We start from the raw sequence: 14,127 nt of genomic DNA on the forward strand, positions 1-14,127 counted from the left end.
CATCGACTGGTACAACACCACCCGTATCTCGACCACGCTCAAGGGCCTGAGCCCGGTCGAATACCGAGCCCAGGCCCTCGCGGCCTAACCTTCAGCTAGCCAGTCCAACTTCCGGGGACCAGTTCACAAACGTGACCGCCCTCCGCACAGCGCGTTGACTCAGCCTCCGACGCGGAACCGCGGATCCGTCGCCAGCTCGGCCAGTTGCTGCTCGGTGAAAACCGGCCCGTCGAGCGCCGGGTAGCCAGTGCCCGCGTACTTGTCGTCCTGCGCGATCGTCACCGTCGAACCGTCCTGGGCCTTGTAGCTCGCCCACTTGTCGAACTGGTCGCGACCGCTCGGGTTGTTCTGCACGACGCCGACCTTGAGACCCTTGACGTCGTACACCTTGCACTCACCACCCATGCCCCAGAACGACTTCGCCAGTGCGCACGGGTCGTCCGGCAGTCGGGGGTTGGGTGTGGACACCTCGGCGAGCAGCCAGCCCACCTTGCCGTCCTTGCGCACCGGTGTCTGGGCCATGTACTCCCAGACCTCGACCTCGTCGCCTTTGTTGGACGACACCTGGCCCTGGGTCCGCTGCATGTCACCGCTGTAGCCCTTGGGGTCGTCGGGGTCCCTGGAGTCCTCGTATCGGAGCTGCGGTGCGTCGTACCCGGCCGGCACGATCCCCTTGAGCTCGTCGAGCACCTTCTGCGCCCGGTCCGCCTGAGGGCCGTTGTGAGCCGTGCGGTCGGTCTGCCCGTCCGGCCATTTGCCCGTCCAGGGGCTGCTACTGCTGCTGCTCGGTCCGGCCCCCATCATGTACTCCTTCGCGCCTGTGGGGTTGAGCGCGAACGCCGAGCCGAGGCCGGCACCGACGACGAGCACCGCGACCAGTGCACCGACGATCGACGACCGCCGCTTCGACCTGGCCTTGCGCGCCACGTCGAGCGCGAGGACCGGATCCATCGACGGCGGCGGGCTGCTCGCCACCACGGCATTTTCGAAAACTCGTTTGAGGTCCTGTTCGTTCATCGAACCCTCTCCTGCTGTGAGAGCAGACCGCGCAGCGTCTGCAGCCCCCGCGCGGCCTGACTCTTTACCGTTCCTTCCGAACACTTGAGGACGACTGCCGTCTGTTCGACGGACATGTCCTCCCAGTACCGCAGGACGAGGCACGCACGTTGTTTGGGAGGCACCTTCGCCAGCGCCTCCAGCAACACCATTCGTTCCTCGGGGTAGGTGCCCGGTGGAGCTGCCGTGTCGGTGAGCTCGTCGCTCGCCGACTCGAACCGGAACCACCCGCGCCGTCGCTCGGAGAGGAACGTCCGCACCAGAATCTGCCTGGTGTAGGCGTCCAACGCCTCGTGCCGTTCGATCCGGCGCCACGCCAGGTAGAGCTTCGTGAACGCCTGTTGCACAAGATCCTCCGCGCGATGCCAGTCGCCGCACAGCAGGTAAGCCGTGCCACGCATGGCGTCGGAACGGGCCGCGAAGTACTCCTGGAACGCGGCGTCCCGATCACTCATCAGGTCTCCCCCTATCTGCGGTACCGGGTTACTCACGCCACCTGCGGCCCGGCGGGTTGCATGAACCTCGCGACGAATTCTTCGAGCCTCCGCAGGGGTGAGGGTCCCACCGCCGGTGACGGTCCACGTGCCGAAAGTGATCGGACGGCCTCGTGGGCACCTCCGACGATCACGCCCGGGAAGACGAAAAGCATACTGATGTCGTGATTTTCCTGTTGATCCTCGGAGTTCCGGTCGCGCTGGGCCATCTGTACCTGTGGCGCCGGCTGGTCGTGGACACCACCCGCCCGCGCACGCTCGGGCGCCGCATCGGAACGCTGGCCGTCGCCGGGGCGTTCTTGATGCTGATGAGCGCGCTGGTCGTGACGCGCAGGGTGCCGCCGGAGTACGGGAAGTTCTTCGCCTGGCCGGGGTTCGTGTGGCTCGCCGTGCTCTTCTACCTGGCCATCGCGCTGGGCATCGCGGAGATCCCCCGCCGGGTCCTGCTCAGGCGGGCGACCCTCGTGCCGGCCGCGGTGGGCGCGGGTCCTGATCCGGTCGAGCCGGTCGAGGTCGTGCCGGACCCGTCGCGGCGGCTGTTCATCTCGCGCTCGGTCGCGATCGGCTCGGGCATCGCGGCCGGCGGCGTGGTCGGGTACGGCATGACGCAGGCGCTGGGCGCGCCGCAGCTGCTGAACGTGCCGGTGACGCTGGACAAGCTCCAGGCGTCGTTGTCGGGCTTCCGGATCGCGGTCGTGAGCGACATCCACCTCGGGCCGCTGCTCGGCCGTTCGCACACCGAGCGGATCGTGCGGATGATCAACGAGCAGGAGGCCGACCTCGTCGCGATCGTCGGTGACCTGGTGGACGGCACCGTCGCCGAGCTGGGCGAGGCCGCGGCCCCGTTGCGGGACCTGGTGTCGAAGCACGGCAGCTTCTTCGTGACGGGCAACCACGAGTACTTCTCGGGTCACGAGCAGTGGCTAGCGGAGCTGGACCGGCTCGGCGTGAACCCGTTGCGCAACGAGGGTCTGACGGTCGCCGGTGGCATCGAGCTCGTGGGTGTGAACGACGTGATCGGCGAGTCTTACAACGACGGACCGGATTTCGAGCGCGCACTGGCAGGCCGTGACAAGAAGAACCCGCTCGTCCTGCTGGCACACCAGCCCGTGCAGGTCAGCGACGCGTCTTCACACGGCGTCGACCTCCAGTTGTCCGGCCATACGCACGGCGGACAGATGGTGCCGTTCAACTTCGTTGTGCCAGTGCAGCAACCCAGCGTGGCGGGGCTGTCGAAGGTGGACGACACGTGGCTGTACGTCAGTCGTGGCGCGGGTTTCTGGGGGCCACCGGTGCGCGTGGGCGCGCCTCCGGACATCACGATGATCGAGCTGAAGTCTGCCGGGTAGATCACACTCGGCCCTCGGGATTGCGCACTTGCGGCGTCCAGGCCGTAGAGTGGATGGCCGTGCCCGCGTACGGACCGCGAGGCGGATGAAGGGGGAACCCTGGGGAAATGACCGAGAGCTTCGCCGTCGACCGGCGTTACGAGGCAGAGGCTCGTATTCGGCGTTTCCTGGATCAGGAGAACCCGTCGACACCATGTCTGGTGATCGACCTCGAGACGATCCGTGCGCGCTACCAGGCAATTCACACCGCGATGCCGTCCATCGACATCTTCTACGCGGTCAAGTCGAATCCCGAGTCCGACGTGGTGGGCACGTTGGTCGCCGAGGGTTCGCAGTTCGACGTGGCCTCACCCGCGGAGATCGACCTGTGCCTGGCGCGCGGCGCCGCACCGTCGTCGATCTCCTACAGCAACCCGATCAAGAAGGCCGCTGACATCGCGTACGCCTACTCGCGTGGCGTGCGACTGTTCGTGTCGGACAGCGAGCAGGACGTGCGGTTCGTCGCCACGCACGCGCCCGGTTCGTCCGTCCTGGTGCGAATTCTTGTACACAGCAAGGGTTCCACGTACCCGTTCGGCAACAAGTTCGGTTGCGATCCGGAGATGGCAACGGATCTCTTGCGGCTCGCACACGAGTTGGGACTCGTTCCTCTTGGCGTCGCGTTCCACGCGGGCTCGCAACAGCTGTCCGTGCAGGGCTGGGACTCCGGCATCGCCGACGCCGCTCTGATCGCGTCGAAACTGCGTGTCGAAGGCATCGAGACCAGCACGGTGAACCTGGGCGGCGGCCTGCCCGCGGTGTACCAGGAAGACACGCCCACCCTGGAGGCTTTCGCCTCCGCCATCGAAGCTTCCATCGCACGACACTTCGGTGCCGTGCGACCTCGTGTGATGATCGAGCCCGGCCGCGCGATCTCCGCCGAGGCCGGCCTGATCCGCTCCTCCGTCGTGCTGGTGTCGCGGAAGTCCTATTCGGACGAACGCCGCTGGGTCTACGTCGACATCGGCCGCTACCAGGGACTCGCCGAGACCGAGGGCGAGGCGATCGCCTACCGGCTGCGGACTTCGCGCGACGGCGGGCCGGTGGGCCCGATCGTGCTGGCCGGTCCGACGTGCGACGCGGACGACGTGATCTACCAGCACACGCGCTACGACCTGCCGCTGGACCTCGAGGCGGGCGACCACGTGGACATCCTCCACTCCGGCGCCTACACCTCCTCATATTCGTCCGTGTGCTTCAACGGCTTCCCGCCGTTGGCCACGTACTGCATCTAAGTCCGTCGTAATTCACATAGTTTGGAGTGATTGATGTCCGAAGCGCCCTGTCAGACCGAGGAAACCGTCGGTTTGTTCGCGGGACAGCACGTACTTGCAGAGCTCTCGGGTGTGAGTGCCGTTCTGCTCGATGACGAGCAGTTCCTGAAGCACGCCCTTGGTGAGGTTCTCACGCAGGCCGACGCAACGGTGCTGGAGGTGATCTCCAAGAAGTTCGAGCCTCAAGGAGTCACCGTGCTGGCTCTGCTGTCGGAGTCCCATGCGTCGATCCACACTTATCCCGAAGTGGGTTCGGTGTTCGTCGACGTGTTCACCTGCGGTACTCGTGCGAAACCCGCGCTGGCCGTCCAGCTCCTCGCTGACGCCCTGGGCGCCGCTCACGTGAGCACGGACGTCGTCACTCGTGGCATCAAGGAGCACGCCGCGTGAACACCATCAACGAGCCGCTCGCCGAGGGCATGACCCGCCACTGGCGCGTGGACGAGGTGCTGGTCGACACCAAGACCGACTTCCAGCACCTGGTGATCGCCCGCACGGCCCAGGGCGTGTCGTTGTTCTGCGACAACGACCGTCAGTCGACGGAGTTCAGCCAGCTGACCTACCACGAGGCCCTGATGGTGCCGGCGCTGCTGCTGGCCGACACCGTCGAGCGCGTCCTGGTCATCGGCTCCTCCGAGGGCGTCGTGTGCCAGATGGCCGTTCAGCATGGTGCTGCGGTGGTCGACCACATCGACATCGACGAGCAGGCGGTTCGGCTGTGCGCCGAGCACCTGCCGTACGGCTACACGCTGGACGAGCTGGCCGCGGCCGAACGCGGTGACGGCCCGATCCGCGTGCAGTTCATCGACGGGTTCGAGTACATCCGCACGACGTCGGAGAAGTACGACATCGTGCTGGTCGACCTGCCCGACGAGCGCGAGGAGGAGGCGCAGCACAACCGCTTGTACGGCGCCGACTTCCTGCGCATGTGCAAGGCGCTGCTGCGTCCGGGCGGCGTCGTCGTCAACCAGTCCGGCTGCCAGACGATGTGGCGCAACACCACGCTGATCCGCTCCTGGCAGCGGTTCAACGAGGTGTTCGACACCGTCGCCTACTACGGCTCGGACGAGCACGAGTGGGCGTACCTGTTCGGCCGCGCGGACGTGGTCGAGGACCCGACCGCGCTCATGGTCGAGCGGCTCAAGACGGCGGGGTACCAGCCGGAGTCGATCGACGACCTGGCGCTGCTGGGCAACAGCATCCCGCCCTACCGGGTGCGGCAGTCGCTGGCCTGAGGTTCGCGGTGAGAGGGGCGCTTCCCGGTTCGGGAAGCGCCCCTCTTCCGTTTCTCAGGCTCGGGCGAGCGACTGCTTGAGGAAGTCGACCTGCAGGAGGAGCAGGTTCTCGGCGACCTGTTCCTGCGGGGTCATGTGGGTGACGCCGGAGAGCGGCAGCACGGTGTGCGGCCGACCGGCGGCGAGCAGGGCGTTGGACAGCCGCAGGGTGTGGGCGGCCACGACGTTGTCGTCGGCCAGGCCGTGGATGATCATCAGCGGACGGGAGAGCTTGTCCGCGTCGGCGATCAGGGAGTTCGAGTCGTAGACCTCGGGCTTGTCGTCCGGGTGGCCGAGGTAGCGCTCGGTGTAGTGGGTGTCGTACAGGCGCCAGTCGGTGACCGGGGCGCCGGCGATGCCCGCGTGGAAGACGTCCGGGCGGCGCAGGACGGCCAGGGCGCTGAGGTAGCCGCCGTAGGACCAGCCGCGGATCGCGACGCGGGTGAGGTCGAGGTCCGGTTCGACGGCCGCGGCCGCCTGCAGGGCGTCGACCTGGTCTTCCAGGGTGGCGCCGGCGAAGTCGAACGCGATCGCGCGCTCCCAGGCGAGGCCGCGCCCGGGGGTGCCGCGGCCGTCGGCGACGATGACCGCGAAGCCCTGGTCAGCCAGCCACTGGGAGGCGAGAAAGGCGTTCTGGGCCGAGACGACGCGCTGCGCGTGCGGACCGCCGTACGGGTCCATCAGCACGGGGAGCTTGGTTCCCGGGGTGTGGCCGGTCGGGAGCAGGATCGCGGCGCGGATGCCGCGTTCGCCCAGGGTCAGCAGCCTCGGGGACGCCTTGATCACCGGGGTCTCGGCCCACGACTCGATCACGTGGTCGCCGACGGTGACCTTCGTGCCGAACCTGTCCAAAGTGGCCGAGACGAACACCACCGTGTCGCCGCCCCGAATCGCGGCGTTCACACCGTCCTCAGTGGACAGCTTCTCGGTGGTCTTGCCGACCTCGTAGACGTGCGTCTGGGTGGGGTCGTCCGCCGACGCGGCGACCAGGATCGAGTCGTCGGCGATGTCGAGCACGCGACGCACCTGCAGGCCCGTGGTCAGGACGTCGTCGCCGACCTGCAGCGCGTACTCGTCGCCGTTGCCGACGATCCGGACGAGCCGGCCGTCCGGGGTCCACGCCGGAGCGCCGTCGGTGACTTCGAGCCACGTCGGGTCGGTCTCGACGGCGAGCTCGGAGACCGCGCCGGTTTCAGGGGTCAGCTCGTAGATCTTCCTGGTGCGCTGGTCACGGGTCTGCGTGGTGATCAGCGGGGCGCCACCCGACGACCAGTGCACGTCGTTGAGGTAGTCGAACTCGAGCAGCACCGGGACGAAGGTGCCGTCCAGCGACACCACGTGCAGCGACACCGCGGCGTTGGTCGTGCCCGCCGCCGGGTAGGCGATCTCGGTGGCCGTGGTCGCGGGGTTCGCCGGGTCGGCGATGTACCAGCGCTGCACCGACGCGTTGTTCACGCGCGCGGCGATGAGGCGGGTGCCGTTCGGCTCCCACCAGTAACCGCGATAACGCGACATCTCCTCGGCCGCGATGAACTCGGCCAGGCCGAACGTCACGTCCTCGCCGTCGGGCACGGCGACCGCGACGTCCTCGCCCGAGTCCAGCTCGACCACCCTGAGCGTGCCGCGCGTGACGTAGGCCACACGCTTGCCCGTCGGGTCGACGCGCGGGTCGATGACGCCGCCCTCCGTCGGCAGTTCGCGGACGGCACCGGTCGTCAGGTCGGCCACGAACAGCCGGCCCGACAGCGCGAACGAGGCCACACCCGCGTCCTTCGAGAGGGCGTACCCCACGATGCCCGCGCCGGACTCACGCGTGCGCTCGCGGCGCGCCTTCTCCTCGGCCGGTAGGTCCTCCGGGTCGGTCAGCAGCGTCGCCGGGTCGGCGAGCAGCTTTTCGACGCCGGTGGCCGTGTTCAGCTCCCAGAGCCCGTTCGCACGGCTCGTGGCCGTGGCCGGACGCAGGAAGAAGACACGTGCCCCGTCCGCCGACACCGCGAAGGTCCTCGGTGCGCCGACGGTGAACCGCTGGGTGCGCGCCTGTTGGCGCGGGAAGGAGATGTCGTTGCCCACCCGCCAACACTAACCCGCGCACGCGTGCGGCACGGGTGCTGTGACGTGCGCTGCGGCAAAGGAACGCTGCCTGGCGCGATGCAGACCCGATGCAGGTTGCGCACACCGCTTCAGCCAGCACGGCCCACGCGGCTCTTCGGAGGCAGCGGCACGAAGCCGCTGGTGCGCCGGACGTACACGGCGTACCCAGGGCGGCGCGACACGATGTCCTTCTCCAGCAACGGTTTGCCGGTGCCCTTCGCGAGCAGCAACGTCATGATCACCGGACTGGCGATCGTGAGCGCGGCCGACCACGAGTGCAGGGCGAACAGGTAGAGGCCCCACCACACGACAGCGTCGCCGAAGTAGTTCGGATGCCTTGTGCAGCGCCACAACCCGCGGTCCATCACGGCGCCCTTGTTCGCCGGGTCCGCACGGAACCTGGAGAGCTGCCAGTCACCCACGGCCTCGAACGCGAAGCCCCATCAGCATGGCCTGGATCAGGTAGACCCGGTAGATCCGCCAACGCGGGTTTCCCTTGGCACGCCTCAAAATGTCCTGGTATCGCGGATCTTCGTCCTTACCCGAGTTGCGCACGAGGATGTGGACTCCCAGGCGTACGCCCCAGATCACCGTGGGGGCGGTGACGAACCACTGCCGAGTTGGTTCGCCCTCCGCGAACAGCAGCGTGATCACCGCGATGAACGCGAAACCCGGCCACCAGCTCGCGGCGCACCCGAGGCATGCCGCTGCGGCCGTTCTCGCTCCTGCGCACCGCCAGGATCTGGTCCGCGCCCATCCGTCCTTCCTCGAACGGCTCGTCGCGGATCTCGCGGTAGTTCCGCAGCCGCACCTCGACGTCGAGCTCCCCACTCACGTAGGCGCGCGAGGCCGAGCTCGTTCGGACTCCAGACGAGCCGGCGCAGCGCGTCGCGCGACCCGATCACGAGGACGGTGCCGTCCTGCGGTCCGGCCACGCTGCCGTCCCACGCCCGAAATCCGATCGGCGAAGTTGTGCCCGGCATCCGTTCGGCCATTCCTGCCAGCTGACCAGCGACGACCACCCCGCACCTCCTGCGGAACCTGGCTCCGCCAGACGTTCGAGTCGGCAAGAGGTTCGGTTCGTTTCTGAACCGAGACGCAACCACGCCCGTATGGCCTCGATAGAGCGAACGGATGGACAAGGAGGACATGAGTGTGATCCGACGTAACCGCATTGCCATCGGGCTCGCCGCGGGACTGGCAGTTGTGCTGGGTCTGGGTGTCTGGAGCGCCACGGGAAGTGGCACGAACTCCAAGCCGGTGGCACAAACCGAAACCGACCTGGGCGTCCTCGGTGACTACGGCGACGTGGGTCAGCAGCCGGTACTCCAGGAGCCCGCCCAGGCGCCCGAGACCCCTGTTCAGCAGCAGGCTCCGGAAACGCCGGCCGCGCAGCCCCCGGCCGCGCAGCCCCCGGCGGCGCAGCCTCCCGCTGCGGCCCCGGCCACCAACTTGAAGCTCGTCGGCAAGGCAGTCGACAAGATGGGCATGGTCGTCCAGGACAGCGACGGCCGCACCCTCTACCGCTTCGACAAGGACACCCCGAAGCCCGAAGGCAAGTCGAACTGCAACGGCCAGTGCGCCCTCACGTGGCCGCCGGTCCTGTCGGACGCGATCCCGCAGGTCGAGGGCATCGACCCGAAGCTGGTCTCGCTGATCACCCGCGCTGACGGCAAGAAGCAGGTCGCGATCGACGGCTGGGCCCTGTACCAGTACTCGAAGGACCCGGGACCGGGCAAGTGGGCCGGCCAGGGCGTTGGTGGCACCTGGTTCGTGATCCAGCCCAATGGCGCGCGCAACGTCGAGTGCCTCCCGCCCGGTGTGGTGGCTCCTGCGGCGTAACCCCATAAACGTTCCGTTAGGACGGTCCATCTGAGACACACAACACCCTGACACGGTGTAACCCCGGCCCTGGGGAAGGGGCCGGGGTTCCCGTCGTTTCGCTCTCGGGTCACAAAACGAAGGGGCGCCACCGGAATTCCGGTGGCGCCCCTTCAGTTCCGAGAACGATCAGAGCGTCGAGTACAGCGGGTGCTTGGCCGCGAGCACCTCGACGCGGGCACGCAGCTCGTCGATCGCCGCACCCGGCTTCAGCGCCTCGGCGATCACGTCGGCGACCTCGATGAAGTCCACCTCGCCGAACCCGCGGGTGGCGAGCGCCGGCGTGCCGATCCGCAGACCCGACGTCACCATCGGCGGACGCGGGTCGTTCGGGACGGCGTTGCGGTTGACCGTGATGCCGATCTGGTGCAGCACGTCCTCGGCCTGCTTGCCGTCCAGTTCGGACGAAACCAGGTCGACGAGCACCAGGTGCACGTCGGTGCCACCGGTCAGCACCTTCACGCCCGCGGCGGCCACGTCCGGCTGGGACAGCCGGTCGGCCAGGATCCGCGACCCTTCGAGGGTGCGCCGCTGACGGTCGGCGAACTCCGGCGAAGCGGCGTGCTTGAACGCCACGGCCTTGGCCGCGATCACGTGCTCCAGCGGGCCGCCCTGCTGGCCGGGGAACACCGCCGAGTTGATCTTCTTCGCGATGTCCGCGTCGTTGGACAGGATCACGCCACCACGAGGCCCGCCCAGGGTCTTGTGGGTCGTGGTCGTCGTGACGTGCGCGTGCGGAACGGGCGACGGGTGCAGCCCCGCGGCCACCAGGCCGGCGAAGTGCGCCATGTCGACCATCAGGTAGGCCTCGACCGAGTCGGCGATGCGGCGGAACTCGGCGAAGTCCAGCTGGCGCGGGTAGGCCGACCAACCGGCGACGATCAGCTTGGGCCGGTGCTCGGCAGCCAGGCGCTCGACCTCGGCCATGTCGACCCGGCCGTCGTCGTCGGAGACGTGGTACGGCACGACGTTGTAGAGCTTGCCGGAGAAGTTGATGCGCATGCCGTGGGTCAGGTGGCCGCCGTGCGCGAGGTCCAGGCCCAGGATCGTGTCGCCGGGCTGCAGCAACGCGAACATCGCGGCCGCGTTGGCCTGCGCGCCCGAGTGCGGCTGGACGTTGGCGAAGCCGGCGCCGAAGAGCGACTTGATGCGCTCGATGGCCAGGCGCTCCACGACGTCCACGTGCTCGCAGCCGCCGTAGTAGCGGCGGCCGGGGTAGCCCTCGGCGTACTTGTTGGTCAGCACCGAACCCTGGGCCTGCAGCACGGAGACGGGCGTGAAGTTCTCCGAGGCGATCATCTCGAGCGTGCCCTGCTGGCGCGCCAGCTCGGCCGCGACGGCCTCGGCAACCTCGGGGTCGTACTCCGCGAGGGAAGCGTTGAACTGGTCGGACATCTGGAAGAACTCCCTACTTGGCGCGCTTGTAGAACGGAAGTGCGACGACCTCGACCGGCTGCTTCTTGCCGCGGACGTCCACCAGCAGTTGGGTGCCCGGCTCGGCGCTCGCCTTCGCGACGTAAGCCATGGCGACCGAGTAACCGAGCGTCGGGGACAGGGCGCCCGAGGTCACCTCGCCGACGACCTCCTCGCCGCTCAGCACCGCGTAACCGTGCCGCGGGGCACGACGTTCGGGGGTCTTCAGTCCGACCAGAACCGAGTCCACACCGGACTCCGCGACCTTCGCCAGCGCGTCGCGGCCCACGAAGTCGCCCGGCTTGTCGAGCTTCACGACCCGGCCGAGGTTCGCGTTGTACGGCGTGAGGGAGGTGGTGAGCTCGTTGCCGTACAACGGCATTCCGGCTTCAAGGCGCAACGTGTCCCGGCAGCCGAGACCGCACGGCTTGAGCTCGTGCGCCTCGCCCGCGGACAGCAGCGCCGCCCAGACCGCGGACGCGTCGGCCGGCGCGACGAAGAGCTCGAAGCCCTCCTCGCCCGTGTAACCGGTGCGTGCCAGCAGCGCGTCCACACCGGCGACCGTGGACGGGTACGAGGCGTAGTACTTGACCGTGGACAGGTCCGTGTCGGTCAGCCCGGACAGGATCTCGACGGACTTCGGCCCCTGGATCGCGATCAACGCGTAGTCGGTTGACTTGTCGGCGACGACCGTGTCGAACCCGGCGGCGCGCTCCACCAGTGCCTCGGCGACCACCAGTGCGTTCGAGGCGTTCGCGACGACCATGAACTCCTCGTCGCCCAGCCGGTACACGATCAGGTCGTCGATCACGCCGCCGTCGGCCTGGGTGATCATCGTGTAGCGCGCCTTGCCGACGGCCAGCGCCGAGATGTGGCCGACCAGCGCGTAGTCGAGCGCCTCACCTGCCTGCGGACCGGTCAGGACGATCTCACCCATGTGTGTGAGGTCGAACAGGCCCGCGGTGGTGCGCACCGCGTGGTGCTCGGCGAGCTCGCTGGAGTAGCGCAGCGGCATCCGCCAGCCCGCGAAGTCGGTGAACATCGCGCCGAGCTGCTCGTGCTCGGCGTTCAGAGGCGTGAGGCGGGACATCAGAACGCTCCTCCAGGGTGCGCCGAAGAGCCGGACCAGGCCGGCTGAGGCAACAGAAGAATGACACGGTCCATCGGAGACTCCTCACCAGAGCGAGCCTCCCCCTCTGTCATGAGCCTGAGAGCTTCGCCGCGCAAAGCGCGACTTGCACCGTGGGCGAGGCCGATGGGCCTGCTTTCCAGAGTTGCCTTCGTCGTGCGGTATCTGTGCCTGAGAGATTCCGGGGAGGAGTTGCTCCTTCGGCGCCCACACTCAAGTGGGCTCTCCCGCGCGACATCGACGGCCGTGTTCAGTTGGTAGCCCCAGACGCTAGCAGGCCGAACGTCACAGCGGCACGCCCTGCGCAGTCTTCTCGACCACCTTGCGCTCCGCCCAGAACGACAGGAACGGCACGGTGCCGGCGAGCAGCACGAGCGCGGTGCCCTTGATCGACCAGCGCAGCTTCAGCGCCAGGTCGACGGAAATCACCAGGTAGATGGCGTAGAGGAAGCCGTGAACAGGTCCGACGACCTTCATGAACCCGCCCATGTCCGCGGCGTACTTGAGCACCATGGCCACGACCAGGAGCAGCAGGAAGACTCCGACCACGTAAGCCATGACCCTGAACCGGGTCAACGCACCCTTCATCTGCCCGCCTTCGCTCAACGACCGTCCCGCGCGTTGAGGTCCGCGAGCATGCGGTTGTAGGCCGCGAGCTCCGCGTCTTCTTCGTCGTCGAAGTGCTCGACAGGCGCGGGTTTGACGGCGTCAACGGTAGTCACCGGCTTCGCGGCGGGCGCAACCGGCTCCGGTGCGGAGAGAGCCTCGTCACTGCGCTGACGCGACAGGCGACGGAAGCGCCACACCATGAAGAGGGGGAAGAGGCCGAAGAGCGGCCACTGGAGCACGTAACCCAGGTTCTGGAACGTGCCGCTGGCGGACTCGAAGCGCTGCCACTGCCACCACGCGAGTCCGCAACAAGCGATCAGTGCGACCAGGCAGCCGAGCCCGATCAACACTCGCTGGGGAGTAAGGAGGCCGCGCACGGCCTCCACACTACTTGGGTGAGGCCCCCAGTCAGGAGGCCGCCCGTCAGAGATGTGGATACGGGGCTGCCGCCTCCGACAGCCCGTTCCTCACTTACGCCACACCATCCCGGCGCTGCCTCTGCAGACGTGCAACACACCAGGCTGCGGCGGAACCGCGGCGAAGGTGCTGGAGAACCGTCATCGGTCCCAGGCGCCGCCCGAGGTCGGCAGGGGTCAGGCCCGCCGCGCGGTAGTCGAGCGCGCGCTGGTCCAACGGGCTGATGCCCGCGTCCCACCACTGCTCGGCTTCGGCGACGTCGCCCACCAGCTGCCAGTAGCTCGCCGCGGCGGCGAGCAGTGCCTCGGGTGCCTCCGGCGCCCGCTTGCGCATCGCGGCCACGTAGGCCGGATCCGCCGAGTCGACCTTGACCAAGCCACGCGACCCGCTCCTGCCTCCCCGCTGCACGGGGATGCCTGGCGCCGAGGGGGGAGCCTCCGCGAGCCACGCGTTCTTGATCCGGTTCACCTCCTGCATCTCTGCGTCATCAGACCGTTCAGCCGCCCACTGCTGCAACAGCTCGTGGACCCCGGAGTCCTCGACCATATGTGCCTCCTCGTCGGTCGGGGATCGGCCATTGCAGCGGAAGGTATTCGGTAGGTCTGACAATCGCCAGACCCTGAATCCCCAGAACACCCGTTACCAGTGCGTGATTGGCCTCATTCCACCCATCCGGCTCAACGTGGACGGCCGAAGATCACCCAGTGTCACTAGCTGATCGGGGTGGCCGTGCCGAAGAGGCTCCTGACGAAGGTGATGATCGACTCCGCGCCCTGCCTCAGCCACCCGAGCACCTGCTGGACCGCGGCCGCGGACTGCTCGGGCTGGGTGATCAGGAGGAACAGCACCAGCGCGACCGCCGCCAGCACTAGCACCTTCTTGAGGTTCACAGGTACCTCTCCGTCCATGTCGCTCACAGGTGAGGCGGCGGACCGCCCGTGTCACCCGACATGGTCCCTCATTCACCCTTGCGATGAACAACGACCACGCCCAACTGGTACCGGGATCCGCCAGCACCGCACGCCTACATGACGGGGAATGTCACCCGAATGGCGGCTAAAGAGGTCTCTGTCCAGCGCCGATGTCCTGGGCACGAGGTGA

17 protein-coding genes and 2 riboswitches are annotated in these 14,127 nt (G+C 67.9%); of the genes, 6 read left to right on the forward strand and 11 right to left on the reverse strand.

Annotation, left to right across the window (positions count from 1 at the left end):
* Position 1: 1 nt before the first annotated feature.
* Entirely contained in the window at positions 2-88 is an 87-nt protein-coding gene (locus G7043_RS00005) for an IS3 family transposase (protein WP_390827098.1), read from the forward strand.
* 71 nt (positions 89-159) lie between these two features.
* Here the strand turns inward: G7043_RS00005 and G7043_RS00010 are convergent, their stop codons facing one another.
* Both G7043_RS00010 and G7043_RS00015 read right to left on the reverse strand, forming a co-directional pair.
* Positions 160-1,017: a hypothetical protein gene (locus tag G7043_RS00010; protein ID WP_166042685.1), complete on the reverse strand. Its 858-nt coding sequence runs from the start codon at positions 1,015-1,017 to the stop codon at positions 160-162.
* A complete protein-coding gene (locus G7043_RS00015) occupies positions 1,014-1,511 on the reverse strand; it encodes a SigE family RNA polymerase sigma factor (protein WP_166042686.1) in 498 nt (165 codons plus the stop codon). Before G7043_RS00015 ends, G7043_RS00010 begins: the two co-directional genes overlap by 4 nt.
* Before the next feature lie 203 nt (positions 1,512-1,714).
* Between G7043_RS00015 and G7043_RS00020 the strand changes: the two genes are divergently transcribed.
* From G7043_RS00020 to G7043_RS00035, 4 genes are all read left to right on the forward strand, one after another.
* The gene (locus G7043_RS00020) at positions 1,715-2,899 is read left to right on the forward strand and encodes a metallophosphoesterase (protein WP_313887637.1); all 1,185 of its coding nucleotides are present in this window, start codon (positions 1,715-1,717) and stop codon (positions 2,897-2,899) included.
* A 107-nt stretch (positions 2,900-3,006) separates the two neighbouring features.
* On the forward strand, positions 3,007-4,173 hold the full coding sequence (locus G7043_RS00025) for a type III PLP-dependent enzyme (RefSeq protein ID WP_166042687.1): 1,167 nt from the start codon (positions 3,007-3,009) through the stop codon (positions 4,171-4,173).
* A 33-nt stretch (positions 4,174-4,206) separates the two neighbouring features.
* Positions 4,207-4,602 (forward strand): adenosylmethionine decarboxylase, encoded by a 396-nt coding sequence (speD, locus tag G7043_RS00030; protein WP_166042688.1) that lies wholly within the window; start codon positions 4,207-4,209, stop codon positions 4,600-4,602.
* Positions 4,603-4,631: 29 nt separating this feature from the next.
* On the forward strand, positions 4,632-5,447 hold the full coding sequence (locus G7043_RS00035; protein ID WP_166044849.1) for a spermidine synthase: 816 nt from the start codon (positions 4,632-4,634) through the stop codon (positions 5,445-5,447).
* A gap of 54 nt (positions 5,448-5,501) precedes the next feature.
* Here G7043_RS00035 and G7043_RS00040 read toward each other — a convergent pair whose 3' ends face one another.
* The 3 genes from G7043_RS00040 to G7043_RS50305 form a co-directional block, all read right to left on the reverse strand.
* The gene (locus G7043_RS00040) at positions 5,502-7,556 is read right to left on the reverse strand and encodes a S9 family peptidase (protein WP_166042689.1); all 2,055 of its coding nucleotides are present in this window, start codon (positions 7,554-7,556) and stop codon (positions 5,502-5,504) included.
* A gap of 110 nt (positions 7,557-7,666) precedes the next feature.
* Positions 7,667-7,999, reverse strand: a complete 333-nt coding sequence (locus G7043_RS50300) for a DUF1295 domain-containing protein (RefSeq protein ID WP_390826805.1) — start codon at positions 7,997-7,999, stop codon at positions 7,667-7,669.
* Complete coding sequence (locus tag G7043_RS50305) at positions 7,992-8,231, reverse strand: DUF1295 domain-containing protein (protein WP_390826807.1); 240 nt, start codon at positions 8,229-8,231, stop codon at positions 7,992-7,994. The genes G7043_RS50300 and G7043_RS50305 overlap by 8 nt, the downstream gene beginning before the upstream one ends.
* Before the next feature lie 495 nt (positions 8,232-8,726).
* Between G7043_RS50305 and G7043_RS00050 the strand changes: the two genes are divergently transcribed.
* Positions 8,727-9,419 (forward strand): COG4315 family predicted lipoprotein, encoded by a 693-nt coding sequence (locus G7043_RS00050; RefSeq protein WP_166042690.1) that lies wholly within the window; start codon positions 8,727-8,729, stop codon positions 9,417-9,419.
* A 168-nt stretch (positions 9,420-9,587) separates the two neighbouring features.
* Here the strand turns inward: G7043_RS00050 and glyA are convergent, their stop codons facing one another.
* The 6 genes from glyA to G7043_RS00080 form a co-directional block, all read right to left on the reverse strand.
* Positions 9,588-10,853 carry a serine hydroxymethyltransferase gene (glyA, locus tag G7043_RS00055; RefSeq protein WP_166042691.1) on the reverse strand — a complete coding sequence of 422 codons (1,266 nt, stop codon included), beginning with the start codon at positions 10,851-10,853 and terminating at the stop codon, positions 9,588-9,590.
* Between the two features lie 13 nt (positions 10,854-10,866).
* Positions 10,867-11,961, reverse strand: a complete 1,095-nt coding sequence (gene gcvT, locus G7043_RS00060) for a glycine cleavage system aminomethyltransferase GcvT (protein ID WP_166042692.1) — start codon at positions 11,959-11,961, stop codon at positions 10,867-10,869.
* Between the two features lie 99 nt (positions 11,962-12,060).
* Positions 12,061-12,148, reverse strand: a riboswitch (glycine riboswitch).
* A gap of 1 nt (position 12,149) precedes the next feature.
* Positions 12,150-12,240, reverse strand: a riboswitch (glycine riboswitch).
* 45 nt (positions 12,241-12,285) lie between these two features.
* A complete protein-coding gene (locus tag G7043_RS00065) occupies positions 12,286-12,588 on the reverse strand; it encodes a DUF3817 domain-containing protein (protein WP_166042693.1) in 303 nt (100 codons plus the stop codon).
* A 14-nt stretch (positions 12,589-12,602) separates the two neighbouring features.
* Positions 12,603-12,986 (reverse strand): hypothetical protein, encoded by a 384-nt coding sequence (locus tag G7043_RS00070; RefSeq protein ID WP_166042694.1) that lies wholly within the window; start codon positions 12,984-12,986, stop codon positions 12,603-12,605.
* 94 nt (positions 12,987-13,080) lie between these two features.
* On the reverse strand, positions 13,081-13,572 hold the full coding sequence (locus G7043_RS00075; RefSeq protein WP_089917100.1) for a transcriptional regulator: 492 nt from the start codon (positions 13,570-13,572) through the stop codon (positions 13,081-13,083).
* Between the two features lie 164 nt (positions 13,573-13,736).
* Entirely contained in the window at positions 13,737-13,916 is a 180-nt protein-coding gene (locus tag G7043_RS00080) for a hypothetical protein (RefSeq protein ID WP_390826811.1), read from the reverse strand.
* Between the last annotated feature and the right edge of the window lie 211 nt (positions 13,917-14,127).

The sequence above is a fragment of the Lentzea alba genome (assembly GCF_011067745.1).
Classification (GTDB): Bacteria; Actinomycetota; Actinomycetes; order Mycobacteriales; family Pseudonocardiaceae; genus Lentzea; species Lentzea alba.